The 22834-nt window shown below is 63.9% G+C and carries 24 protein-coding genes; 11 read left to right on the top strand and 13 right to left on the bottom strand.

Features of this window, described 5'->3' with window-relative positions; translation table 11 throughout:
• Nucleotides 1-20 precede the first annotated feature (20 nt).
• Nucleotides 21-620: a histidine phosphatase family protein gene (locus ABIB00_RS16905; protein WP_354105116.1), complete on the bottom strand. Its 600-nt coding sequence runs from the start codon at nt 618-620 to the stop codon at nt 21-23.
• A gap of 12 nt (nt 621-632) precedes the next feature.
• On the bottom strand, nt 633-1448 hold the full coding sequence (gene fabI, locus ABIB00_RS16910; RefSeq protein WP_354105117.1) for an enoyl-ACP reductase FabI: 816 nt from the start codon (nt 1446-1448) through the stop codon (nt 633-635).
• 172 nt (nt 1449-1620) lie between these two features.
• Between fabI and ABIB00_RS16915 the strand changes: the two genes are divergently transcribed.
• A complete protein-coding gene (locus ABIB00_RS16915; protein WP_354045984.1) occupies nt 1621-2109 on the top strand; it encodes a sigma-70 family RNA polymerase sigma factor in 489 nt (162 codons plus the stop codon).
• A gap of 106 nt (nt 2110-2215) precedes the next feature.
• On the top strand, nt 2216-2986 hold the full coding sequence (locus tag ABIB00_RS16920; RefSeq protein ID WP_354105118.1) for an anti-sigma factor family protein: 771 nt from the start codon (nt 2216-2218) through the stop codon (nt 2984-2986).
• Between the two features lie 326 nt (nt 2987-3312).
• Here the strand turns inward: ABIB00_RS16920 and ABIB00_RS16925 are convergent, their stop codons facing one another.
• Together ABIB00_RS16925 and ABIB00_RS16930 are read right to left on the bottom strand one after the other, a co-directional pair.
• Nucleotides 3313-4281 (bottom strand): DnaJ C-terminal domain-containing protein, encoded by a 969-nt coding sequence (locus ABIB00_RS16925; protein WP_354105119.1) that lies wholly within the window; start codon nt 4279-4281, stop codon nt 3313-3315.
• A 108-nt stretch (nt 4282-4389) separates the two neighbouring features.
• Nucleotides 4390-4797, bottom strand: coding sequence for an RT0821/Lpp0805 family surface protein (locus ABIB00_RS16930; protein WP_345946830.1), 408 nt, complete (start codon nt 4795-4797; stop codon nt 4390-4392).
• Between the two features lie 113 nt (nt 4798-4910).
• Here ABIB00_RS16930 and pdxH point away from each other — a divergent pair, with 113 nt between their 5' ends.
• Nucleotides 4911-5552, top strand: a complete 642-nt coding sequence (gene pdxH / locus ABIB00_RS16935) for a pyridoxamine 5'-phosphate oxidase (protein ID WP_354045980.1) — start codon at nt 4911-4913, stop codon at nt 5550-5552.
• A gap of 76 nt (nt 5553-5628) precedes the next feature.
• A complete protein-coding gene (locus ABIB00_RS16940; protein WP_247348040.1) occupies nt 5629-6381 on the top strand; it encodes an SDR family NAD(P)-dependent oxidoreductase in 753 nt (250 codons plus the stop codon).
• A 50-nt stretch (nt 6382-6431) separates the two neighbouring features.
• On the opposite strand, the gene ABIB00_RS16945 is transcribed toward ABIB00_RS16940, so the two are convergent.
• The 3 genes from ABIB00_RS16945 to ABIB00_RS16955 all read right to left on the bottom strand — a co-directional run bounded on the left by ABIB00_RS16945 (nt 6432) and on the right by ABIB00_RS16955 (nt 8695).
• Nucleotides 6432-7058, bottom strand: coding sequence for a Uma2 family endonuclease (locus tag ABIB00_RS16945; protein WP_354105120.1), 627 nt, complete (start codon nt 7056-7058; stop codon nt 6432-6434).
• A gap of 196 nt (nt 7059-7254) precedes the next feature.
• Complete coding sequence (locus tag ABIB00_RS16950; RefSeq protein WP_247348039.1) at nt 7255-7473, bottom strand: hypothetical protein; 219 nt, start codon at nt 7471-7473, stop codon at nt 7255-7257.
• 244 nt (nt 7474-7717) lie between these two features.
• Entirely contained in the window at nt 7718-8695 is a 978-nt protein-coding gene (locus ABIB00_RS16955) for a magnesium transporter CorA family protein (RefSeq protein ID WP_247348038.1), read from the bottom strand.
• Between the two features lie 335 nt (nt 8696-9030).
• On the opposite strand from ABIB00_RS16955, the gene ABIB00_RS16960 reads away from it, so the two are divergent.
• The gene (locus ABIB00_RS16960; RefSeq protein WP_247348037.1) at nt 9031-9717 is read left to right on the top strand and encodes a L,D-transpeptidase; all 687 of its coding nucleotides are present in this window, start codon (nt 9031-9033) and stop codon (nt 9715-9717) included.
• Nucleotides 9718-9755: 38 nt separating this feature from the next.
• On the opposite strand, the gene ABIB00_RS16965 is transcribed toward ABIB00_RS16960, so the two are convergent.
• Entirely contained in the window at nt 9756-10880 is a 1125-nt protein-coding gene (locus ABIB00_RS16965) for an extensin family protein (RefSeq protein WP_354105121.1), read from the bottom strand.
• 65 nt (nt 10881-10945) lie between these two features.
• On the opposite strand from ABIB00_RS16965, the gene ABIB00_RS16970 reads away from it, so the two are divergent.
• Nucleotides 10946-12574, top strand: a complete 1629-nt coding sequence (locus ABIB00_RS16970) for a fatty-acid--CoA ligase (RefSeq protein WP_354105122.1) — start codon at nt 10946-10948, stop codon at nt 12572-12574.
• 173 nt (nt 12575-12747) lie between these two features.
• The gene (locus ABIB00_RS16975; RefSeq protein ID WP_354105123.1) at nt 12748-13602 is read left to right on the top strand and encodes a DUF1499 domain-containing protein; all 855 of its coding nucleotides are present in this window, start codon (nt 12748-12750) and stop codon (nt 13600-13602) included.
• Between the two features lie 7 nt (nt 13603-13609).
• Here the strand turns inward: ABIB00_RS16975 and ABIB00_RS16980 are convergent, their stop codons facing one another.
• The 4 genes from ABIB00_RS16980 to ABIB00_RS16995 form a co-directional block, all read right to left on the bottom strand.
• Nucleotides 13610-14533, bottom strand: a complete 924-nt coding sequence (locus ABIB00_RS16980; protein WP_354105124.1) for an MBL fold metallo-hydrolase — start codon at nt 14531-14533, stop codon at nt 13610-13612.
• Between the two features lie 158 nt (nt 14534-14691).
• The gene (locus ABIB00_RS16985) at nt 14692-15906 is read right to left on the bottom strand and encodes an acyl-CoA dehydrogenase (RefSeq protein ID WP_354105125.1); all 1215 of its coding nucleotides are present in this window, start codon (nt 15904-15906) and stop codon (nt 14692-14694) included.
• Between the two features lie 136 nt (nt 15907-16042).
• Nucleotides 16043-17119, bottom strand: coding sequence for a 3,4-dihydroxy-2-butanone-4-phosphate synthase (gene ribB, locus ABIB00_RS16990; protein ID WP_247348021.1), 1077 nt, complete (start codon nt 17117-17119; stop codon nt 16043-16045).
• Between the two features lie 177 nt (nt 17120-17296).
• On the bottom strand, nt 17297-19027 hold the full coding sequence (locus ABIB00_RS16995) for a cation:proton antiporter domain-containing protein (RefSeq protein WP_354105126.1): 1731 nt from the start codon (nt 19025-19027) through the stop codon (nt 17297-17299).
• 67 nt (nt 19028-19094) lie between these two features.
• On the opposite strand from ABIB00_RS16995, the gene ABIB00_RS17000 reads away from it, so the two are divergent.
• The 4 genes from ABIB00_RS17000 (at nt 19095) to ABIB00_RS17015 (ending at nt 21914) form a co-directional block, all read left to right on the top strand.
• Nucleotides 19095-19622: a DUF3124 domain-containing protein gene (locus tag ABIB00_RS17000; protein WP_354105127.1), complete on the top strand. Its 528-nt coding sequence runs from the start codon at nt 19095-19097 to the stop codon at nt 19620-19622.
• 64 nt (nt 19623-19686) lie between these two features.
• The gene (locus tag ABIB00_RS17005; protein ID WP_354105128.1) at nt 19687-20919 is read left to right on the top strand and encodes an aminotransferase-like domain-containing protein; all 1233 of its coding nucleotides are present in this window, start codon (nt 19687-19689) and stop codon (nt 20917-20919) included.
• 167 nt (nt 20920-21086) lie between these two features.
• Nucleotides 21087-21443 (top strand): hypothetical protein, encoded by a 357-nt coding sequence (locus tag ABIB00_RS17010; protein WP_354105129.1) that lies wholly within the window; start codon nt 21087-21089, stop codon nt 21441-21443.
• 246 nt (nt 21444-21689) lie between these two features.
• The gene (locus ABIB00_RS17015) at nt 21690-21914 is read left to right on the top strand and encodes a hypothetical protein (protein ID WP_354068475.1); all 225 of its coding nucleotides are present in this window, start codon (nt 21690-21692) and stop codon (nt 21912-21914) included.
• 69 nt (nt 21915-21983) lie between these two features.
• Here ABIB00_RS17015 and ABIB00_RS17020 read toward each other — a convergent pair whose 3' ends face one another.
• Nucleotides 21984-22802, bottom strand: a complete 819-nt coding sequence (locus ABIB00_RS17020) for an aldo/keto reductase (protein WP_354105130.1) — start codon at nt 22800-22802, stop codon at nt 21984-21986.
• Between the last annotated feature and the right edge of the window lie 32 nt (nt 22803-22834).

A 22834-nucleotide genomic window follows, 5' to 3' on the forward strand; every position in this document is an offset into this window, starting at 1 on the left:
ACGGGAGACGGCCAACCGGCTTAACTAAACTTCTCCAGCCGCCCGTCGCGGAACACATAGACTGCGCCCTGCTCGATATAGAGTTCGGCGGCGCTCGACGGCGTCTCCAGGCCGAGTGAAACCATCAGGGCCCGGCAGGTGCCGCCATGGGCAACCGCGACGGTGTCGGTCCGAAGCTGGTCGTACCAGGCGCGCACGCGGACCTGTACTTCGGCGTAGGTCTCCCCGTCCGCGGAGCCCACCGTCCATTTGTCGGCGAGACGCCGGGCGTAGACATTGGGATCGGAGGCCTCGCTCTCGGCCAGCGTCAGTCCCTCCCAGGCGCCGTAGCCGATCTCGCGCAGGCGATCGTCGAGCATGTAGTCCGCAGGCGGCAGTTCGAGCTTGCCCCGCGCCAGTTCCATGGTCTGCCGCGCGCGGCCAAGCGGGCTCGACACGTAGGGAAATGCAGTCTTGTCGCGGCCGTCGCGCTTGAACAGATCGGCGAGAATGCCCCCGGCCTGCACAGCCTGACCGCGGCCGCGCGCGTTCAGCGGAATGTCCTTGGTGCCCTGAAGCCGCCCGAGCGCATTCCACTCGGTCTCGCCGTGGCGAAGGTAATAGATCGTAGGCACGGGCATTCCAGGTAAAGGTTAGTCCTTGCTACCGAACGAAATGTCAGGCGCGTCGGGGCGCTTCATGCCGAGCACGTGATAGCCGGAATCGACGTGGTGCACCTCGCCAGTGACGCCTCGCGACAGGTCCGAGAGGAAATACAGCGCGCTGCCGCCGACATCTTCAGTGGTCACGTTGCGCCGCATCGGTGCGTTGGCCTCGTTCCACTTCAGGATATAGCGGAAATCGCCGATGCCGGACGCCGCGAGCGTCTTGATCGGACCCGCCGAGATCGCGTTGACGCGGATGTTCTTCTCGCCGAGATCGGCCGCGAGATAGCGCACGCTCGCTTCGAGCGCCGCCTTCGCCACGCCCATCACGTTGTAATGCGGCATCCACTTCTCGGCGCCGTAATAGCTGAGCGTGATCAGCGAGCCGCCGTCGGTCATCAGCTTCTCGGCGCGCTGCGCCACGGCCGTGAACGAATAGCAGGAGATCAGCATGGACTTCGAAAAATTCTCCTGCGTGGTGTCGACGTAGCGACCATCCAGCTGCTCGCCATAGGCGATCGCGTGCACCAGGAAATCGATCTTGCCCCACTTCTCCTTCAGCACCGCGAAGGCCGCGTCGATGGTCGCGGCATCGGTGACGTCGCAATGGCCGAGCACGAGCCCGCCGATCTCGGCGGCGAGCGGCTCCACGCGCTTCTTCAGCGCATCGCCCTGATAGGTGAAGGCGAGCTCGGCGCCGGCCGCGTGGCATGCCTTGGCGATGCCCCAGGCGATCGAACGGTTATTGGCAACACCGAGGATGACCCCGCGCTTGCCCTGCATCAGACCTGAATTCTGCGCCATTTGCTAACGTCCCGTCGAGCTCTCGGTGAGGTCTGGAGGTACACCAGCCCTCCTTTGCGGTACAGTCCTAATACGCGGCGTTAACGCTGTTTCGAGCGCCGGAATAGCTGTTCCGCTCGGGTGTTATGATCGTTGTGGCACTCGCGCCGGACACCAGGACGTCAAGACCGCAATGAGTGCGTTTCGACAAAGTGTGGAAGCAATGATCCCGGCGTTGCGCCGCTACGCCCGCGCGCTCACGCGCGAGGCGGATGCGGCCGACGATCTGGTGCAGGATACATTGGTGCGGGCGCTGCGTTCAGAGCGCCTGTTCCTCGGGGGCGATGTCAGGAGCTGGCTCTACACGATCCTGACCAACCTCAACAAGAACCGGCGGCGCTCGCTGGCAAGGCGCCCGCAATTCATGCAGCTGACGGAGAACAACCCGGATGCCAGCGGGACCGAAGCCGAAGGGCGCGATATCGAGAAGGCACTGGCGACGCTCGTCGAGGAGCAACGCTCGGTGCTGCTCCTGGTGATGCTGGAGGGCATGAGCTATCGCGAGGTCGCCGACATCCAGGGCGTGCCGATCGGCACCGTGATGTCGCGCCTGGCCCGCGCCCGTGCCCACGTTAAAGCCTCGCTGGAGGGTGAGCGCCCGGCGCTCAAGCGGGTGAAGTAATGGCAGGGTGGATGCATTGCGCATGTCGCTTGCCCTGCGTGGAGTGGGAAGCAGCGCAGTTGAACCGCGTAAGATATTTTGGGCCGCAGAGCCAGAGACGACCGATATGAACGACCGCAATATTCCCCTCACAGAAGACGAACTGCACGCCTATGTCGACGGCGAGCTGCCGGCCGAGCGCAGCACCGACGTCGAGGCCTGGCTAGTCGCCCACCCTGACGATGCCGAGCGCGTGCAGTCCTGGCGCGCCGTGGCCGAGATGCTGCACGCCCGCTACGATTCCGTCGCCCAGGAGCAGGTGCCGGCGCGGCTGGAGCTCGAGCGGCTGGAGCGCCGGCCCCGCCAGTGGCTCTATGGCGCCGCCGCGGCGATGCTTGTTGCCTTCGTCGCCGGCGGCACCGCCGGCTGGGTCGCGCATGGCGCCGCCAATGCCCCCTCGACCTTCCAGAACTTTACGACCGACGCGCTCGACGCACACCGCCTCTACGTCGTCGAGGTTCGCCACCCCGTCGAGGTCGGTGGCAACGAGCGCGACCACCTTCAGGCCTGGCTGACCCGGCGCTGCGGCTGGACCGTGTTTGCACCGAACCTGGAGGCGAGCGGGCTGAAGCTCGTCGGCGGCCGGCTCCTGCCTGGGCCGAACGGTCCGGCGTCGTTCCTGATGTACGAGGGCGCCTCGGGCGAGCGGTACACGATCTACACCGCCAAGACCGAGAACGGCGCGACGCAGATGCGCTACGCCAGAACGGAAAAGGACGGGGCGCTGTTCTGGGCCGAGCGCGGCGTCGGCTACGTCGTCAGCGGTGGCGGCGACCGGGACCGGCTGACCAAAGTGGCGCAGGCGGTCTACGACCAGGCAGAGAAAAAAGGCACCTAGACAACCACGCAAACGCGGTGCCTCGATTCCGACATTGAAAATTTGGAATCAAGACATCGGCGCGTCTCATTATCGCACCGGATGATCACGCGAAAATGAGCAGCGTTCGATCCGCCGATCGACGCGGGCGGCCTCGATTGGGGTTTTTGGTACCGCGCTGGTCCCCCTCTCGAGGCCGCACCTTTTTATCGGCTGCCCCGCCGGGCAGCCGACACGTCGAGCACGTGAGCCAACAGGGGCTACCACGCCTCGGCATATGATGAGCATCATCTCCATGGACGACGCTCTCAGTCTTTAGGAGAACCCCTTCAGCTGCCGATCTCGCCCTAACCGAGCCCGCTACGTGGATTGTAGGGGTGTTGGTCCCGCCACTTTTCCATCAATGCTTCAAGCTCGGCGTCGTTCCCGTCCGGTAGCATAATCCTGATAGTGACGAAGAGATCCCCGGTTCCGCCTGCTTTTGGCAATCCTTTGCCCTTAAGGCGGAAGGTCCGGCCGCTGGACGTGTTTTTCGGGACCGACAGCTCCACTGCATTGCCGAGTGTGGGCACGCGGACCTTACCGCCAAGCACCGCCTCATAGAGCGTGACCGGTAGGTCGATCCTGAGGTCGGCACCCTCGACCTTGAAAAACGAATGCGGTGCAATGGTAATCGTGATCAGGAGATCGCCCGGCGGGTGGCCCTGCGCGGTCTCGCCCTGCCCCTTCAGCCGGATCTGCTGGCCGCTGACCACGCCGACCGGAATCTTGACGTTGAGTTCCTTGCCCGTCGGCAGCCGGACGCGCTTCTCCCCGCCCTGCACCGACTCTTCCAGCGAAACGGTCATGGCTACATTCAGGTCGAGATCGACCCCGATTCCGCCGGTGTCGAATTCGAACTGCCCGGCACCGCCGGCCCCGGGCCGCGGACGCTGCCCACCGCCGAACATGCTGTTGAGGATGTCCTCGAACGCGCCGCCGCCCTGCCCAGGACCCGCGCCGCCACTGCGGAACGTGTAGCTTTCGAACCCGCCGGGACCGGCGCGACCGCGCGGCCCGCTGGCGCCGCCGCCGGGAAAGCCCTGGAACCGCGGCTTGCCGTCGGCGCCGATCTCACCGCGATCAAACTGCTTGCGCTTATCCTCGTCGCCGAGGATCTCGTTGGCCGTGTTGATCTCGGCGAAGTGCTCGGCGGCCCGCGGATCGTTCTGGTTGTTGTCGGGATGGTGCTTCTTGGCAAGCTTGCGATAGGCGCTCTTGATCGCGGCAGCATTGGCGCTCCGCGGCACCCCCAAGACCTCGTAGGGGTCGCGCATCCGTCACGTCTCCTTCAGGAAATCGATATGTTCAAAGGGCTCCCCGCCCCACCTGGGCTTCATGTGGGGGCGAGTGGCATTTTTGCAACTAGCTCGCGGAGCCGATTTCTAACTCCGCCACGGCTTTAGCGTATGAATCTCCCAACGGCCACGGCTGCTTTGGCAGCCGGCGCCCTGGAGCCAGCTTTCGGTGGTGCCGTTGACATAGCTCGCGAGGAAGTCGCGGCACTTGCGGCCGTCCTCGGCGGCATAGGATTGCGCGATCGGCGTCACCGAACCGCGGGCGCCGGTCTCGGGATTCTCCCAGTGTTGGCTGGAATCCTTGTCGCCCTTGCTCAGGATGTCCGAGGCGGCATTGCGGGCGAAGGCGAGATCGGTCTCGGTCGGAGCCGCCTCCTTCGCCGACATCGTGATCGAGCCGGTGAGATCGCTGTCGTCGGCCTTGGCGTAGGCACTCTTGTCATTGCGGGAAAAGCTGCAACCGCCGGTGCCAAGCCCGATCAGAACGATCGTCATGACGACGCCGGACGGCCGGATCGTCGATAGGCCAACGCGTCCCCATGCCCTATATAGGGCGGTAGCGGACAACAACGCGTTTTGGGCCGCAGGACGCAACTCGGACTCCAGACATGACCGACACGACCCCGATGAAACACCAGACACCCTTAACATCCGGTGATTTCACCGCCGCCGACGAACCTTTTGCGCTGTTCGAGGCTTGGCTGAACGAGGCGATCAAGAGCGAGCCGAACGATCCGAACGCCATGGCGCTCTCGACCGTCGACGCCGACGGCCTGCCGGACGTGCGCATGGTGCTGATGAAAGGCTTCGATACCGAGGGTTTCGTCTTCTACAGCCACATCGCCAGCCAGAAGGGCCGCGAACTCGCCGCAAATCCTAAGGCCGCGTTACTTTTTCACTGGAAGTCGCTGCGCCGGCAGGTCCGCATCCGCGGCAACGTGACGCCGGTAAGCGAGGCCGAAGCCGACGCCTATTTCGCCACCCGTCCGAAGCAGGCGCAGATCGGCGCCTGGGCGAGCAAGCAGTCGCAAGAGCTAGAGAGCCGCTTCGCCTTCGAGCAGGCGATCGCCAAGGTCGCCGCCAAGCACATGATCGGCGAGGTGCCGCGACCGCCGGGCTGGAGCGGCTGGCGCATCACGCCGTCGCGTATCGAGTTCTGGCACGATCGCCCATTCCGCCTGCACGACCGCATCGAATTTCGTCGTGACGCGGCCGGCCAACCATGGTCCAAGGCGCGGATGTATCCTTAGTATTTTGTTTGAGCATGATCTTTTCGGAAAACCGCTGCACAATTTTCCGGATCATGCTCCAACCTGAAAGAGCTTCATGTCGCAGTCTTCCAACGCGCCACGCCGTACGCTGCTCCTGACCGGAGCCAGCCGCGGCATCGGCCACGCGACCGTAATCCGATTTTCCTCGGCCGGCTGGCGCGTCATCACCTGTTCGCGGCATCCGTTCCCGGAGGATTGTCCCTGGGATGCGGGCCCTGAGGACCATATCCAGGTCGACCTCGCCACCCCCACCGATACCACGCGCGCGATCTCCGACATCCGCGACCGCCTCGAAGGCGGCATGCTGCATGCGCTGGTCAACAACGCCGCGATCTCGCCAAAGGGTGTCGGCGGCTCCAGGCTCGGCTCGGTCGACACTGACCTCGAGACCTGGACGCACGTGTTCAACGTCAACTTCTTCGCTCCGATCATGATGGCGCGGGGGCTGATCGAGGAGTTGAAGGCGGCCAGGGGATCGGTGGTCAACGTCACTTCGATCGCCGGCTCGCGCGTACATCCCTTCGCGGGCGCCGCCTACGCAACCTCGAAGGCCGCGCTCGCATCCCTGACGCGCGAGATGGCCTCCGACTTCGGCCGCGTCGGCGTTCGCGTCAACGCGATCGCGCCGGGCGAGATCGACACCTCGATCCTGTCGCCGGGCACCGAGAAGATCGTCGACCAGCAGATCCCGATGCACCGCCTCGGCACGCCCGACGAGGTCGCCAAGATCATCTACGTGCTGTGCACGGACACCTCGTCCTATGTCAACGGCGCCGAGATCCACATCAACGGCGGTCAGCACGTGTAATCTCTCGTCGTCATTGAATGAAGGTCAGTTGCGGCGAGTCTGACAGCCCTTCAAGCAGGGCGCTTCCGGCGACGTGGCTGCAACGGCGTCCCCTCATAGAGATCAGCGACGGCGCATTGCGGTCCGAATGCAGGCAGCTTGAATTCCTCGGACCCGCCGAGTGTTTGCGAGTTCCAACCACTCGGCGTTCTGGCGTCGAGACGGACCTCCATTCGGTCCTGCTCGATGATGAGCACCGCCTCGCAGGCCGCATGCGCGAGGTAGATGGTTCGTTTGACGTCGATCCACCTCTTCTCGGTGGCGGGCACCCGCGTGTCGTCAGTGGCGGAGACGATCTCTGCCAACAGATAGGCTCGCTCGACGAACCTCTGGTCCGGCTCGTACTCGGCGTCGATGACGGCAACATCCGGCTCAGGGCGGAATTCGCCCGACCCGAGTTCGATGCCGGGACGCTGCATTGCGATGCGACTCTGATCGTGACTCGCCAGCGCGTCATTGAGCAGACGCTCAAGATTTCCCGCGATGCGGTTGTGCGCAATCGTTGGCGGCGTCATCATCATCGCGACACCTCCGACAAGCTCCCAGCGCTCATGGTCCGGCCGACCTTCCTGGAACAGGCGGAAGTGCTCGCCGGACATGCGCCCGGCCGTGGTGGGTTCTTCGATTCCAACACCCATCGGCGTCTCCGACGTCACCGGGCGCGAGCCTAATCGGCTCCGCCGTGAACGCCAATAGAGATAAGAAGGGCTGGCAGGGGACGCCACCGTCCCCGTCAGACGCTGCGAGCCAAATGTGGGGAAGAGCTACGGGAACGGAAGCAAGGCGATCCAGACAACGCCGCCGCAAGACCTGGATCGCCCTTACCTTCCGTTGTCAATCGGCGCGAAACCGACGCGGCTGTTCGCGCAGCCGGGGAGCTGCGGAAGTGATTGCAGTCGAGCAGTCGTCGTCGTTCTCGCCGTCGAGCAGCGGAGCACCACAGTGCCGGCACATGCGTGCCGACATCGACGACGCCTTGCCGCTCGCCAGGACCTGACGATAATTCGCCAGATCGATGACGTTGCGGGGCGACGTTATGTGTTTTTCAACCATGGCTGTTCCTCGCGGCTAACATGCTGCTTATCGCAGACAAGTTTCGCGCAAACGTTCAGCCCACCGCTCAAATTTTACCGGAGGAATTGGGGCGCTGCGCACACATCACCGCACGGCCTCAATCCCGATCTATTCTGCAACACCCAACGCCATCTCTCTGTGACCGGCGTAAGGTCTCGGTAGGTATCTTTGCTTGAGCATGATCTTTTCGGAAAACCGCTGCACACTTTTCCGGATCATGCGCCTACAGCCACTTCTTCCACTTGAAGATCCAGTAAGGAACGATCGCCGCGATCAGCATTAGAACCAGCGCGTACGGATAGCCGTGCGCCCAATCGAGTTCCGGCATCGACTTGAAGTTCATGCCGTAGATCGAGGCGATCAGCGTCGGCGGCATCAGGACAACGGCCATGACCGAAAACAGCTTGATGATGTTGTTCTGCTCGAGATTGACGACGCCGAGCATGGCGTCGAGCACGAAGGTGATCTTGCTGGAGAGGTAGGAGGCGTGGTCGGTCAGCGAGGAGACGTCGCGCTGCATGGTCTTGAGCTGCTCGCGCATGTCCTTCGACCATTTCACGCCTTCGACGATCGCCGAGAGGAAGGTGACGACGCGGCCGATCGACACCAGGCTCTCGCGGACCTTGGAGGTCAGGTCGCCCTTGCGGCCGATCGAGATCAGGATTTGCGAGTATTGCTTGGCGTGGCCGTGACGCTCGCTCTCCGGCTCGAAGATGTCATGGGAGACCTGGTCAATGTCGGCGCCGCAGCGTTCCAGAATGTCGGCGCACCGGTCGATCACCGCGTCCAGCAGTTCCATCAGCACCATCTCGCCGGTGATCGCAGGCGTGCAGGACCGGGCAAGCTTGGCTTCCACCAGCGCAAAGGGCTTCGGCTGGTCGTAGCGCACTGTCACCAGGCGATGGTCGCCGAGAATGAAGGTGACGGCCGTGGTCCGGGGCATGTCGGTATCGGATTGGCACATCAGCGTCGCCGTCATGTAGCGCGCGCCGTTCTCGATATAGAGGCGGCTGGAGATCTCGATCTCCTGCATGTCCTCCCGGGTGGGGATCGCGATCCCCGACAGCTTCTCCACGGCCTTGTCCTCGGCCGCGGTCGGGTTGACCAGGTCGATCCAGACCGCGTGCTCCGGTACTGCCGCCAGATCCTCGACGATGGCCTTCTTGAGGGAGGATTCGGAGGGAACAAATACCGAAAACATGAACAACTCCAGAGAACCTGCGACAGAATGACAGCGTTTAGCGCGATTCTGACAAGTTCATGATGACAAGCACATTAACGGAGCGTTTGCATTTGTGGCGGCGCCGTGGCTCAACTGTGGCACGAAAACACACATGCGCGCGCGTTGCCCAGAAACCGTCGCTGGACCGCAAAACTTGCGGCAGAAAAGCCACAGGTAAGGTCTTGCAGCGCGGGAAAAGCTTCGAAACGCTGGAATTGTGGCAGATTTCAACGATAATGGGGCCAACGGAGTCGTGGTCTTTGGGCTTGGTCCAAGCTCCACGCAAGTTTGTTGTTGTCGATTGGAACCAAATCATGTCGTCGCTGAAAGTTATGCTGGGTATTTTGGCCGCTGGCCTGATGCTGTCGGGCTGCATGCAGGCCACACATTTTGAGGCGACCGACACCAAGGCCTTCAAGCCGAAGGACAAGGAACTGCTTGCCAAGGTTCGGTACGAGAACACCCCGGTCGCAGAGCCATTCCGCCGCGCCATCGTCGACTATCACCGCAAGGAATCACCGGGTTCGATCGTGGTCGATTCCGACAACCACTACCTTTACTGGGTGATGGATGGCGGAAAGGCGATCCGCTACGGCATCACGGTCGGCGAAGAGGCCATGGCCTGGTCGGGCATCGCCAAGGTCGGCAGCATGACCGAGTGGCCGGCATGGCATCCGACCCCGGGCGAGATTTCACGTCTGGGCGTACCGACCTTCGTTGCGCCCGGTCCGGACAATCCGATGGGCTCGCGCGCGATGTATCTCTATTCGGGCGGCAAGGACACGCTGTTCCGCATCCATGGTACCAACCAGCCGGAATATATCGGCGCCTCGATTTCGTCGGGCTGTATCCGCATGACCAACGAGGACGCGATTGACCTCTATACCCGCGTCAAGGTCGGTACGATTGTGGTCGTGCTCGAACCCAAGCATGGCGACTCGCCCTATAATTCGCGGCTGGCGCTCGGCGCCGGCGGAACTGGCCAGGCGGGCAGCTACTGATCCCGTCCTGATCTTTCCGAGCTTCAAAAGCGCCGGTTTCACCGGCGCTTTTTTGTTGCCGGCTTGTGCGGCTGGGCTTTGCTGCCGTCGACCGCCGGCTTGTCCGAAGGGGATTTCTGCGCCGCCTCGTCATCAGCTCCCTGCTTTGGCTCGGGCTTGGCCGCGACCTCGCGCGGCGGCGCCTCCTCGGGCCGTTCCGCCGGCAGGAGCGGGGCAACCTGCGGCAGGGGATCCCAGACGTTCCACTGGCAGATCCGGTAGTCATTGCGCCGCTGCGCCAGATCGAGATGGATGTGGTCCTCGTGGTACCAGTCCGAGCCCGGCCCAAGTACGGTGGAAAAGCGCGAACAGACCGAATGCAGCACGCGCTCGCGGACCTCGCGCGGCATGGTGCGGTCGGTCAGGCCGATCGACTGCCCGTTGACCAGCTTGATGGCGCGGACATCGAGCGCGTTGGCCTTGCCGTGCTCGGACAGCGTGGCGCCGACAACGCGATTGCGGCCGCGGCACTCGAAACTGTCGAAATTGTCGAGATCGCTGATGGTCGAGCCGAGGCTCGCGGCCAGCGGCACCATGTCCTTGCGCACCCAATCGGCGATCGCTGACGCCATGGTGCAGCGGAGGATCGCCGCCGGCTTGACCGCTACCTTGCGCTTGTCCGGTAGCACGATGGCTTCGAGCCGCACCAGATCCTCACCGCCGCAAGCGCCCGGACCGCGGATATCCGGAATGGACGACGCGATAGCGATCTCCTCGGTCAGCGCGAGGCGGCAGGACGAGGCCTGCTTCTCGGGCGGCGGCGCGGCCTCGGCGGGCTTGCTGGCGCCAGGTTCGTCCGCGGAAGGCTTGTCGGGCGAAGGCTTTTCCGGGGAAGGCTTTTCCGCAGAAGGCTTGCCGGCGCTCTCCGGAGCGGCATCGTCCGATGCTTTGGGGGCCTCCTCGGGGCGGGGTCTCGGGAGCGGGATCTTGCCAGGGACCTTGGCAGAATGAACCGTCGCGCGCGGCCGTGGTGCAGCAATGCCGAAGATATCCAGCGGGGAGGCATATTTTCGCGCCTCTGCCCGATCCGCGAGCACGAGCGCGACGGTAACCATTGCCGCGCCGGCGGACATATAGCCGCGACAAGACCATTTGCGGCGAAGGGCCGGCAGGCTAAAACTCATGACAATTCTTTGGCCCAACGCTGAGAGCGACAATCCGCCCAGCGGCTTCTCGGAGGAACGACGGAATGCTTGGTTTGATGCAAGACTGGCCCCTGCTCTGCCACCGGATCATCGAACACGCCGCCAGGATTCATGGCAAGCAGGAGGTCGTCACGCGCTCGGTCGAAGGACCGATCCATCGCACCAATTATGCCGAGATCCACAAGCGCGCGCTCAAGGTCTCGCAGATGCTGGAGCGCGGCGGCATCAAGCTCGGCGACCGTGTCGCAACGATCGCCTGGAACACCTGGCGACATCTCGAGGTCTGGTACGGCATCATGGGGATCGGCGCCATCTGCCATACCGTCAATCCCCGGCTTTTCCCCGAGCAGATCGCCTGGATCATCAACCATGCGCAGGACCGCATCGTGATGACCGACATCACTTTCGTTCCGGTCCTGGAGAAGATCGCCGACAAGCTCACAAGCGTGGAACGCTACGTCGTGCTCACCGACAAGGCGCACATGCCGCAGACGACGCTGAAGAATGTGGTCGCCTACGAGGACTGGATTGCGGAGGCCGACGGCGAATTTAAATGGAAGGACTTTGACGAGAACACGGCGGCCGCGATGTGCTACACGTCAGGCACCACCGGCGACCCCAAGGGCGTACTGTATTCGCATCGCTCCAACGTGCTGCATGCGCTGATGGCGAACAATGTCGACGCGCTCGGCACCAGCGCCTCCGAGACCATGCTCCCCGTGGTGCCGCTCTTCCACGCCAACAGCTGGGGCATCGCCTTCTCCGCACCCTCGCAGGGCACCAAGCTGGTCATGCCCGGCGCCAAGCTTGACGGCGCCTCGGTCTACGAACTGCTCTCGACCGAGAGAGTGACGCATACCGCCGGCGTGCCCACGGTGTGGCTGATGCTGCTCCAGCACATGGCCGCCAACAATCTCAAGCTACCGGATCTGAAGATGGTGATCTGCGGCGGCTCGGCGATGCCGCGCTCGATGATCAAGGCCTTCCTCGACATGGGCTCGAACGTCCGCCACGCCTGGGGCATGACCGAGATGAGCCCGATCGGGAGCGTCGCGGCGTTGAAGCCGCCGTTCCAGAATGCGACGGGCGATGCGCGGCTCGACGTGCTCCAGATGCAGGGCTACGCGCCGTTCGCCGTCGAGATGAAGATCACCGACGATACCGGCAAGGAACTGCCATGGGACGGCACGACCTTCGGCCGTTTGAAAGTCTCCGGCCCCGCCGTCGCCAAGGCCTATTTCCGCATCGACGCCAACATCCTCGACGAGGACGGCTTCTTCGACACCGGCGACGTCGCGACCATCGACGAGGCCGGCTACATGCGGATCACCGACCGCTCCAAGGACGTGATCAAGTCCGGCGGCGAGTGGATCTCCTCGATCGACCTGGAAAACCTCGCAATCGGCCATCCTGCGGTGGCGGAAGCCGCCGTGATCGGCGTGTTCCATCCCAAATGGGACGAGCGTCCGCTGCTGATCGTGCAGCTCAAGCAGGGCCAGCAGGCCAGCCGCGAAGACATCCTGAAGTTCATGGACGGCAAGATCGCCAAATGGTGGATGCCCGACGACGTCGCTTTCGTCGACGGCATCCCGCACACGGCGACGGGCAAGATCCTGAAGACCGCGCTGCGTGACCAGTTCAAGGGCTATCGCTTCCCGAACGCGGCGGCGTAGGCGGCCGAACCAAACACCGATTCCGGGGCGAGGCCAACGGCATCGAATCCGGAATGACAGGGCCGTAACATCCCGGGAACCCTTGAATTTGACTCCGGGCCGTGATCTCAACGGCCCATAGTCGCGCCAAATCGGCCGACACCGCCCCCAAGACCCCCGGCAGAGCTCACCCGATGGCCCGCAGGTTTTCCGCTCCCTATCAGTCGGAGCCCGTGTCCAGCCTCGCGAGTTGGGCGCGCAATTTGGCCGTGTTCGCAGTGGTGGCGGTGGTGGTCTCGATCATCATCCTCCGGTTCGGCTTCCTGGAGATGAAGCCGGCACTCGCGACTTTCTTCGGCGGTCTCGGGATCGCCGCGCTCTCGATCCTGTTCGGGCTCGCAGGCTTTGCCGCGATCTGGCAGAACGGCTCGCGCGGCATGGCGCGCATCCTGCTTGCCTTCCTGATCGCCGGCGCGATCCTCGCCTATCCCGCTTATCTCGGCCTGCAATACCGCAAGCTGCCGGCGATCCACGACATCACCACCGACCCGATCGACCCGCCGCGCTTCGACGCACTGGCCCGCCTGCGCACCAGCGATGGCACCAATACCGCTGTTTATGCCGGCCTCTATTCGGCCGAGCAGCAGCGTCAGTTCTATCCTGATATCGAGCCGATCGAGCTTGAGATTTCGGTCGACCGCGCCTATGCGATCGCGCTTCAGCTCGTCAACAAGCGCAAATGGCTGGTCATCGACGAGCGCGCGCCGCAGCCGCCGCGCCGCATCGGCCGCATCGAGGCTGTGGCACGCTCGCCGATCATGGGATTCCGCGAGGACATCGCGATCCGCGTCGTGCCCGACGGCGACGATTCCCGCGTCGATATCCGGTCCGCCTCGCGCTATTTCGAGAGCGACCTCGGCAGCAACGCCGCGCGCGTGAAAAAATTCATCGACGACCTCAACACCGCCGCCGACGCCGACGCACTCAAGCCGGTGAAGAAGACCCCGGTGATGCCGCCGAAGGCGCCGGCGAAGACGGTGAAGAAGTGACGGAACACTAAGCGTTCGCCATCCGATACGTCCCGCCAATCACGGGATCGCCGTCCGTCGCCACCACGCCGCGGGCGACCAGATCTTCCAGATGCGCCAGCACGGAATACCCGGCAGCTGTCGTCAGCCTGGGATCGATGCCGATATAGATCGCGCGGACCATGGTCGGGATGTCGGTCTCGCCCTTGGCAAGGCGATGCAGGATCGAGGACTCGCGCGCCTTGCGGTGACGGATCAGGAAGCGCACGAAACGCGGGCCGTCCGGGATCTCGGGACCGTGGCCGGAGAAATACAGATCCTCCTCGCGTGCGGCCAGGCGGTCGAGTGACTCCATGTAGTCGATCATCGAGCCGTCGGGCGGCGCCACGATCGAGGTCGACCAGCCCATCACGTGATCGCCGACGAAGTTGAATTTTCGCTCGGGCCAGGCGAACGCAAGATGATTGGCGGTGTGGCCGGGCGTCGCCACGGCCTCGAGCCGCCAGCCGTCGCCTTCGACGACGTCGCCATGGGCGATCCTGATATCGGGCGCGAAGTCGCGGTCGGCGCCGGATTCCGGGTTGTGCTTCTCGCTCTCGAAACGCGGGCGCGAGGCGCGGTGCGGGCCTTCGGCATAGACCGGCGCGCCGGTCGCCTGCTTGATCCGCGCGGTGTTCGGTGAATGGTCGCGGTGGGTGTGGGTGACGAAGATATGGCTCACCGTCTCGCCGCTGACAGCATCGAGCAGCGCCGCCGCATGCGCCTCGTCGTCCGGACCGGGATCGATGATCGCGACGTTGCCTTGGCCGACGATGTAACTGACCGTGCCGGTGAAGGTGAACGGGCTCGGATTGTTACAAAGCACGCGCCGCACACCGGGGCGGACTTCCTCGACGACGCCGGGCTTCAGCGGAAAGTTGCGGTTGAACGGGACGTCGTCGTTGTCGGACATGGCTTGCTCATACCTTGCTGACTTCGTCTTGCCCGGGCTTGTGCCGGGCATCCACGTTCTTCGTGCGGCCTAGAACGTGGATGGCCGGGACGTCTAGCGCGAAGACGCGCTTCGCGCTTCTGCCCGGCCATGACGCAATTCCACGCCGAGACGTCTGCTCAGAAAAACGCCTGAATGCCCGTGATCGCGCGGCCCAGGATCAGGGCGTGGACGTCGTGGGTGCCCTCGTAGGTGTTGACCGTCTCGAGGTTATGGACATGACGCATCACGTGGTACTCGGCCGAGATGCCGTTGCCGCCGTGCATGTCGCGCGCGACGCGGGCGATGTCGAGCGCCTTGCCGCAATTGTTCCGCTTCATGATCGAGATCATCTCGGGGGCGAACTTGCCCTCGTCCATCAGACGGCCGACGCGAAGCGAGCCCTGGAGGCCCAGCGCGATCTCGGTCTCCATGTCGGCGAGCTTCTTCTGCACGAGCTGGGTCGCGGCGAGCGGCTTGCCGAACTGCTTGCGGTCGAGCGTGTACTGGCGGGCGCGGTGCATGCAATCCTCGGCCGCGCCGAGCGCGCCCCAGGAAATGCCGTAGCGGGCGCGGTTGAGGCAGCCGAACGGGCCCTTCAGGCCGGAGACGTTGGGCAGCAGCGCGTCTTCCGGCACCACGACGCCGTCCATCACGACCTCGCCGGTGATGGAGGCGCGAAGCGACAGCTTGCCGCCGATCTTCGGTGCGGACAGGCCTTTCATGCCCTTCTCCAGCACGAAGCCGCGGATCTGGTTGTCGTGCTCGGCCGACTTGGCCCAGACCACGAACACGTCGGCGATCGGCGCGTTCGAGATCCACATCTTGCTGCCGGTGAGGCGATAGCCGTCCGAGACCTTCTCCGCCCGCGTCTTCATGCCGGCTGGATCGGAGCCGGCGTCGGGCTCGGTCAGGCCGAAGCAGCCGACCCACTCGCCGCTGGCGAGCTTCGGCAGGTATTTCTTGCGCTGGTTCTCGTCGCCATAGGCGTAGATCGGGTACATCACCAGCGAGGACTGCACCGAGTTCATCGAGCGGTAGCCGGAATCGACCCGCTCGATCTCGCGGGCGACGAGGCCGTAGGCGACATAGCCTGCATTGGCGCAGCCATATTCCTCCGGCAGCGTGATGCCGATCAGGCCGAGCTCGCCCATCTCGTTGAAGATCTCGCGGTCGGTCGTCTCTTCGAGATAGGCCTTGGTGACACGCGGCAGCAACTTGTCCTGGGCGTAGGCGCGCGCGGTGTCGCGCACCATGCGCTCGTCTTCGGTGAGCTGCTCGTCGAGCAGGAACGGATCGTCCCACTGGAAAGAAGCCGAGATCGGCTTGTCCTTGGCCTGAGGGCGCGCGGTCATGAAACGTCCTTTCGTCTGGTTCCGTCAAAATTTGCCCGACAAAGTAAAGCGCCGCGGCAACAAGTGCAATTGCGTTGCAGATGTATGGGTCTGCGTGGATCCCGGGGACGCGCGTCGCGCGCCCGGAATGACAGCGCTAGCTTTCGAGCTGCTCGTTGGCGACGATCTCGATACCGAAGCCCGACAGGCCCTTGTAGTCGTGCACCGAAGAGGTGAGATGCCGGATCGAGGTGACGCCGAGATCGCGCAGGATCTGCGCGCCGACGCCGACTTCGCGCCACTGGCGGTTGCGGTCAGCCTCGGTCGCGCTCTCATCGGGCAGCGGCGCCACGGGGACACCGGCCGCGCCGTCGCGCAGATAGACTAGCACGCCACGGCCGGATTTCTTGAAGTGCTCGAGCACCACCGCCATGCGTTTGTGTCCGGTGAAGATGTCCTTGACGATGTTCGGCTTGTGGAAGCGCGTCAGGACGTTCTTGCCGTCGCCGACGCCGTTGTAGACGAAGGCGACGTGGGCGATGGAATCGAACGGCGAGCGGTAGGCATAGCCCTGAAGCGGCCCGATCGGGCTCTCGGTGACGAAGGTCGAGACCCGCTCGATCAGCTTCTCGCGCACCTGGCGGTAGGCGATCATGTCGGCGATGGTGACGTGCTTGAGCTTGTGCTCGGCGGCAAAGCGGGCGACCTGCTCGCCCTTCATCACGCTGCCGTCGTCGTTCATCAACTCGCTGATGACGCCGACCGGCGGCAGGCCGGAGAGCTTGCACAGATCGACTGCGGCCTCGGTATGGCCGGAGCGCAGGAGCACGCCGCCGTCCTTGGCAATCAGCGGGAAGATGTGGCCGGGACGGGCGAAGTCGTTGGCGCCGGCGTTGGGATTGGACAGCGCGCGGCAGCACGAGGCGCGCTCTTCGGCCGAGATGCCGGTGCCCCCGTCGGGCTTGTAGTCGATCGAGACCGTGAATGCGGTGGTGTGCGCGGAATCGTTGTGGGCCACCATCGGATCGAGCCGCAGGCGGCGCGCATCTTCGGTGGTGATCGGCGCGCAAACGATGCCGGAGGTGTGGCGGATGATGAACGCCATCTTCTCGGAGGTGCAGAGCGAGGCGGCGACGATCAGATCGCCCTCGCCCTCGCGGTCGTCGTCGTCGGTGACGACCACGAGCTCACCGCGGGCAAAGGCCTGCAAGACTTCCTGAACGTTATCGGGCATTTCCCAATCTCTATCGGTTATGGCCCGGAGGCTTAGCCGGACTTGGGCCGGGGCGCTAGTGTCCTGGACGCAACCGCATATTCCGGGTGGCGGGCCGGCCAAAGGGTTTCAGGCTTGCACCGAAGATACCAGGGATTTTAGCAAGGAGTAGTCCAGGAGGAAGATCGCCAGACACTGTCAGGGCAGCACTTCGCGCCGCTCGCCGAGGCGCTGATCGAGCTCGGCACGTTTGTCGGCCAGAAGCCCGGCCTGGGCGGCCTCGATCACGGTGAACAGCTCGTGGGCATCGCTGAGCCGGGTCACGGTGACGTAGTTGGCGCCGGCCTCGTAGAGCTCGCCGACATCGGCCAGCAGATCGGCGCTCGCCACGATCAGGGCGGTCGGGTTGAGCGCACGGACGTGGCGGACCAGCTTCTCGTTGGTAGCGCCCTTGAGCAGCGAATCCGGCACGCTGAGGATGATCATCTCGGACTTGCCGATCCCGGCATGGAGCAGCGTATCGGCGCTGCTGATGTCGCCATAGATCACGTGCAGGCCGCGCGAAAGCAGGGTCTGGTACACATTGGGGTTGAAGTCGACCACGGTGATCTGCTCCAGCAGCACCGGCGTCTGCCGCTCGATCTCGGCCAGCAGCGCGCTCGCCGCACGGAAAAAGCCAAGGATGACGATGCGGCGGGCCTCGCCATGGCCGCCCTCGTGGCCTTCCTCGCCGTGGCCGTTGCCATGGTCGAGGTCGCGCAGGCCGATCCGCTTCAGGGGCCCGATGGCCCAGCGGGTGATCTCGTCGCTGCGGGTCATCGCGAAGGTCGAGACCACAGCCAGCACCACGAAGGCGAAAGAGGCCGCATTCGCCGTCTCGGCTGCGATGTGGTGGTCGGCGACGCCGGTCTGGATCACCACCAGCGAGAACTCGGAGATTTGCGCGAGGTTCAGGGCCGGCAACAGGCTGGCGCGCAAGCCCTGCTTCATCAGATAGAGCGGGGCGAAAGTGGTGACGAGGCGGCTCGCCACCGTGAACACCGCGATCAGCAAGGCAAGGCCGATCACGGAGAGGCCGGGCACGGGAATGGTCATGCCGAGAGCGACGAAGAACAGCGTGATGAAGAAGTCCCGCAGCGTGGTGACCTTGGCCGTGACGTCGAGCGCATAAGGAAAGGTCGAGAGCGAGACGCCGGCGATCAGGGCGCCCATTTCGCGCGACAGCGACAGCCGCTCGGCGGTCTCGGCGACCAGGAAACACCAGGCGAGTGCGCCGAGCAGGATCAACTCGGGGCGGCGGGCGATCTGGTGAAACAGGCGCGGCAGCACGTAGCGGCTGACCAGCAGCGCAGCGGCGACCAGCACCGCGACGCGGCCGATCGAGAGCAGGATGACGCTGACTTCCAGATTGGCAAGGCTCGGCTGCACCGCCAAGAACAGGATAGCGAAGATGTCCTGGAGCACCAGCACGCCGAGCGTGATGCGGCCGGGCAGCGTGTCGAGCTCGCGCTTCTCGTAGAGCACCTTGACGATGATGACGGTGCTCGACAGCGCGCAGGCGACGCAGAGATAAACCGCATCGAACTGCCCCCCGCCGAGCGACAGGCCGATGCCGGCGAAGAACAGCACCCCGAGCAGGCAGCCGCCGATGAGCTGGCCGCCCGCCGCGAACAGGATCACCTTTCCCGCCCGCACGATCTTCTTCAGGTCGATCTCCAGGCCGATCATGAACAGCATGAAGATCAGGCCGAGCTCGGAGATGACGCTGATCGATTCCTGCGACTTGACCCAGCCGGCGCCGAATGGACCTATGCAGAAGCCGGCGATAAGGTAGGCCAGGATCAGCGGCTGCCTGGAGAAGTGGGCAAGCAGGCCCAGCATCCAGGCAAACAGGATACAGAGAGTGATGTCGCGAATGAGCTCGTGCATGCCAGATTGGTCCGTTCTGCCGCACCCTAATGATCGAGTGCGGCGCGGCAAGCGAGCAATTCGTCACATGCGGATGAGGCTCGCCGTTGCAATGCTGTTATGTCCGCTCGCGTTCGCCCTGCCCGCGCTTGCCCAGCCCAAAGTCAATATCGAGCAAAGTTCTGCCGATTCGCTCACCGCCACGCCGAAGGAGGAGCCCGCAGTCTCCGGCGGCTTCTACGTGCCGGCCTATTCCAGCGTGGCAATGAGCCAGGGCAAGCTGCGCGTTGATTTTTCGGTGACGCTGAGCATCCACAACGCCTCGGAGACCCAGGCGCTGGTGGTCAAGCGCATTGCCTATTTCGACACCGCAGGCAAGCAGGTCGAGAGCTATCTGAAGGCGCCGGTCGCGCTCAAACCGCTCGCCACCGTCTCGATCTTCGTTCCGACCGACGACGTGCGCGGCGGGACCGGAGCCAATTTCCTCGTCGACTGGGCCGCAACAAGCGAAATCGCCGAGCCTGTTGTCGAGGCCTTGATGGTTGGCGGCGTCGCCAATGCGCATTACGCCTTCATTAGCCAGGGCCGTCCAACCCGGACCGTCGGCAAGAAGTAAGCAAGAAGCACGACTGACCGGCGCAAAGCCGGCAGCCTGACAAGAATAGAACGAGGAACGCCCCATGACATCCAGCTTCGATTTCGCGCCCCTGTTTCCCGCAGGGCTGCCGGCCCCTTCCGCGCGCTGGACGGGCCTCGCCAAATATAGCTTCGTCGGCGGCAACAACGATTCCGAGCAGGTGCCGCTCGACGATTTGGTCGAGGCTGCCAACACTGTACTTCGGAGCGAGGGCCGATCCCTTTCCACTTATGGCCTGGCGCATGGCCCGCAGGGTTATTTGCCCCTGCGCGAATTTCTCGTCGCAAAACTCAAGCGCGATGCCGGCATCATCTGTACGGTCGACGATCTCATGATCGTCTCCGGCTCGCTGCAGGCGCTCGACCTCGTCAACGCGACCCTGCTGACGCGCGGCGACACCGTGATCTTTGAGCAGGACAGCTATCAGGGCTCGCTGACCCGCCTGGCACGGCTCGGGGTCAACGTAACAGGCATCCCCCTCGACAAGGACGGCATGCGCATGGACGTGCTGGCCACGACGCTGGCAGACCTCAAGAGCCGCGGCATCCGGCCAAAATACATCTACACCATTCCGACGGTACAGAACCCGACCGGCAGCATCATGCCGGAAGGCCGCCGCGCGGAGTTGTTGCGCCTATCGGCAGAATACGGCGTGCCTGTATTCGAGGACGATTGCTACGCCGATCTGGTCTGGTCAGGACAGCGGCCGCCGGCGATCTATGCGATGAGCCAGAACGGCGGCGTGATCCATATCGGCTCGTTCTCGAAGTCGATTGCGCCGGCGCTGCGCGTCGGCTTCATCGTTGCGCCATGGGATGTGATGTCGCGGATGCTGGCGCTGAAGACGGACGCCGGCTCCGGCGCACTGGAGCAGATGGTGCTCGCCGCCTACTGCAAGCCGCATTTTTCGACCCACGTCCCGGCGTTGACAAAGGCGCTGCGCACCAAGCTCGACACGCTGATGGAAGCCCTCAACGAGCAATTCGGGACGACAGCCGAATTCGAGGAGCCGAAGGGCGGCATCTTCCTGTGGGTGAAGCTGCCCCATCAGGTCGATACGCTAAAACTGTATCAGGCCGCACTCGCGGCCGGCGTATCGATCAATCCAGGGCCAGAATGGTCGACCGACAAAAGCCATTCCAGCTCGCGGCTGCGGCTGTGCTTCGCGAGCCCTTCGCATCAGCAGATCCGCGAAGGCGTCGCCGTGCTGGCCGAAGTGTGCCGCAAGGAGTTCGGCGTGCCGGCCCGCAGCGCCAATGTGGAGAAGCGGCCCTAAGCCACCTGGGGCTGGCTGCCGTGGATCGCGGAGGCCGCGCCATCCTACCCCGGAAGCAGCCGGCCTCATCGACGCGGATCAAATTCGCGCGCGAATGGCGGCTGCCGCGGACCGATGCGAGCAGGATGCTACACTTTGGCATTATTAGAAGTGGGGCTTTTCAGGACATGACGCGTTGTCCGAGCCGCTGGATCACGGCGGCGCTGCTGTGGCTTGCATTCACGCCAGCGGCCGGCGCCGAGACGCTTGCGGCGACGGTCGAGCAATGGGGCCTGCTCGGCTCCTGGGCGGTCGATTGCGCGGCTCGCCCTGACCGCGACAAGGGCGCGGCGCTGACTTACGAGATCCGGAAGGACGGAAGGGTGATGTACCGGCGCAATTTCGGCGAGGCCAAGGACGAGAACGAAGTGGTGTCCGCCACGGTCGGTGCCGAGGGCCCGCTCAATGTGATGGTGTACTTCCGTGTACTTCCCCTCGCTGCATCAGACGCGCGAGTTCGGTCTGCTACTCTCAAAGCAAGATAGCTTGCGCGCGATCTACAATCGCAGTGAGCACGGCGAGTACACGATCAGGGACGGCAAATACGTCGCGACAGGCGCGCCAACACCGGCACAGCAACGCTGCGATTGACTATTACCCTCGAGCTTGATCTCTCGAAAACTGCTCCACACTTTTCTGTCTGAACAGCTGTTCAGAATTCTCTGGTGATTCCTCCGGAACGTTCACGCGAATGCGCCGTTTAGATTGGCATTCTATTGGAGGAGGACATCTTGAAGAAACTTGGTTATGTGATTGCTGCTATCGGCGCGCTCGCGGTGGCATTGCCGACGCTCGCCAGCGCGGAGACGGTGGTGATCAAGCGCGGTCATCATCACGGCCCGTACGGCGCCCGCGCCGAATACGGCATGCATCGCGATCACGGCTGGCATCGCGGCTGGCACCATCGCGACAAGGTCGTCGTGATCAAGCGTGGCGGTCATCGCCACTGGGACTAATGCGCAACGCAATACGGAAATGGCCCCTCACGGGGCCATTTCTTTGCGTGTTCGAAACGTTCGGCGAGGTTAGTCCCACGCCGGCGCGAAGCCGGGATTGACGCAGCGGCTGTCTTTCGGCAGCGCGGCGATCTTGTTGCGGTCGGCATCGTCGAGCGTGATCTTCAGCGCGTCGAGATTGGCCTGTTGGCTCTCGATGCGTGAGGCCTTCGGAATCGCGGCGACGCCATCCTGGTCGAGCAGCCATTTCAGCGCGACCTGCGCGGCGGTCGCGTCGTGCTTGGCGCCGATCTCGGCCAGCACCGGATCGGATGCGACACGCCCCTGCGCCAGCGGACAATAGGCGACCAGCGGGATCGACTTGGCCTGGAGATAGGCCAGCACCTTCGATTGATCGAGCATCGCGTGATATTCGATCTGATTGCAGGCGATCGGCACCTTGATGTCTTCGACCACGGTCTTGAGCAGCGCGGTGGTGAAATTGGCGACGCCAATCGCCCGCGTGCGCCCCTCCTCCTTCAGCTTCATCAAGGCCTCGAACACAGCACCCCAGTTCGCGGCCTTGGACGGCCAGTGCACGAGATAGAGGTCGACATGGTCGAGCCGGAGTTTTTTCAGGCTGGCGTCGAAGGCGCGGCGGATTGCTTCGGGTGCGAGGTTCTCGTGCCAGACCTTGGTCGTGATATGCAGCTCGTCACGCGGCACGCCGGCCGCTGCGAGCGCCGCGCCGATCGGCTCTTCGTTGCCGTACATCTCGGCGGTGTCGATATGGCGATAGCCGATCGACAGCGCGCTCTCGACCGCCGCGCGGCAGGCATCGCCCTGCATGCGGAAGGTGCCGAGGCCGAGCTTGGGCATGCTGATGCCCTGTGTCTTCAGATTGTCCATGAAAAGGCTCCTAAGATATTTCAACCCACCGG

The organism is Bradyrhizobium sp. LB14.3, from assembly GCF_040547985.1.
Classification (GTDB): domain Bacteria; phylum Pseudomonadota; class Alphaproteobacteria; order Rhizobiales; family Xanthobacteraceae; genus Bradyrhizobium.

What these genes read in the sequence shown, in the direction of transcription:
- ABIB00_RS16965 (WP_354105121.1), bottom strand. Translation starts at nt 10,880, where the DNA reads ATGAGTTTTAGCCTGCCGGCCCTTCGCCGCAAATGGTCTTGTCGCGGC.
- ABIB00_RS16925 (WP_354105119.1), bottom strand. Translation starts at nt 4,281, where the DNA reads ATGCGCGACCCCTACGAGGTCTTGGGGGTGCCGCGGAGCGCCAATGCT.
- ABIB00_RS16960 (WP_247348037.1), top strand. Translation starts at nt 9,031, where the DNA reads ATGTCGTCGCTGAAAGTTATGCTGGGTATTTTGGCCGCTGGCCTGATG.
- ABIB00_RS16995 (WP_354105126.1), bottom strand. Translation starts at nt 19,027, where the DNA reads ATGCACGAGCTCATTCGCGACATCACTCTCTGTATCCTGTTTGCCTGG.
- ABIB00_RS16940 (WP_247348040.1), top strand. Translation starts at nt 5,629, where the DNA reads ATGTCGCAGTCTTCCAACGCGCCACGCCGTACGCTGCTCCTGACCGGA.
- ABIB00_RS16920 (WP_354105118.1), top strand. Translation starts at nt 2,216, where the DNA reads ATGAACGACCGCAATATTCCCCTCACAGAAGACGAACTGCACGCCTAT.
- ABIB00_RS16975 (WP_354105123.1), top strand. Translation starts at nt 12,748, where the DNA reads ATGGCCCGCAGGTTTTCCGCTCCCTATCAGTCGGAGCCCGTGTCCAGC.
- ABIB00_RS16955 (WP_247348038.1), bottom strand. Translation starts at nt 8,695, where the DNA reads ATGTTTTCGGTATTTGTTCCCTCCGAATCCTCCCTCAAGAAGGCCATC.
- ABIB00_RS17005 (WP_354105128.1), top strand. Translation starts at nt 19,687, where the DNA reads ATGACATCCAGCTTCGATTTCGCGCCCCTGTTTCCCGCAGGGCTGCCG.
- ABIB00_RS16915 (WP_354045984.1), top strand. Translation starts at nt 1,621, where the DNA reads ATGAGTGCGTTTCGACAAAGTGTGGAAGCAATGATCCCGGCGTTGCGC.
- ribB (WP_247348021.1), bottom strand. Translation starts at nt 17,119, where the DNA reads ATGCCCGATAACGTTCAGGAAGTCTTGCAGGCCTTTGCCCGCGGTGAG.
- ABIB00_RS16945 (WP_354105120.1), bottom strand. Translation starts at nt 7,058, where the DNA reads ATGGGTGTTGGAATCGAAGAACCCACCACGGCCGGGCGCATGTCCGGC.
- ABIB00_RS16985 (WP_354105125.1), bottom strand. Translation starts at nt 15,906, where the DNA reads ATGACCGCGCGCCCTCAGGCCAAGGACAAGCCGATCTCGGCTTCTTTC.
- pdxH (WP_354045980.1), top strand. Translation starts at nt 4,911, where the DNA reads ATGACCGACACGACCCCGATGAAACACCAGACACCCTTAACATCCGGT.
- fabI (WP_354105117.1), bottom strand. Translation starts at nt 1,448, where the DNA reads ATGGCGCAGAATTCAGGTCTGATGCAGGGCAAGCGCGGGGTCATCCTC.
- ABIB00_RS16930 (WP_345946830.1), bottom strand. Translation starts at nt 4,797, where the DNA reads ATGACGATCGTTCTGATCGGGCTTGGCACCGGCGGTTGCAGCTTTTCC.
- ABIB00_RS16905 (WP_354105116.1), bottom strand. Translation starts at nt 620, where the DNA reads ATGCCCGTGCCTACGATCTATTACCTTCGCCACGGCGAGACCGAGTGG.
- ABIB00_RS17000 (WP_354105127.1), top strand. Translation starts at nt 19,095, where the DNA reads ATGCGGATGAGGCTCGCCGTTGCAATGCTGTTATGTCCGCTCGCGTTC.
- ABIB00_RS16970 (WP_354105122.1), top strand. Translation starts at nt 10,946, where the DNA reads ATGCTTGGTTTGATGCAAGACTGGCCCCTGCTCTGCCACCGGATCATC.
- ABIB00_RS17020 (WP_354105130.1), bottom strand. Translation starts at nt 22,802, where the DNA reads ATGGACAATCTGAAGACACAGGGCATCAGCATGCCCAAGCTCGGCCTC.
- ABIB00_RS17010 (WP_354105129.1), top strand. Translation starts at nt 21,087, where the DNA reads ATGACGCGTTGTCCGAGCCGCTGGATCACGGCGGCGCTGCTGTGGCTT.
- ABIB00_RS16950 (WP_247348039.1), bottom strand. Translation starts at nt 7,473, where the DNA reads ATGGTTGAAAAACACATAACGTCGCCCCGCAACGTCATCGATCTGGCG.
- ABIB00_RS16980 (WP_354105124.1), bottom strand. Translation starts at nt 14,533, where the DNA reads ATGTCCGACAACGACGACGTCCCGTTCAACCGCAACTTTCCGCTGAAG.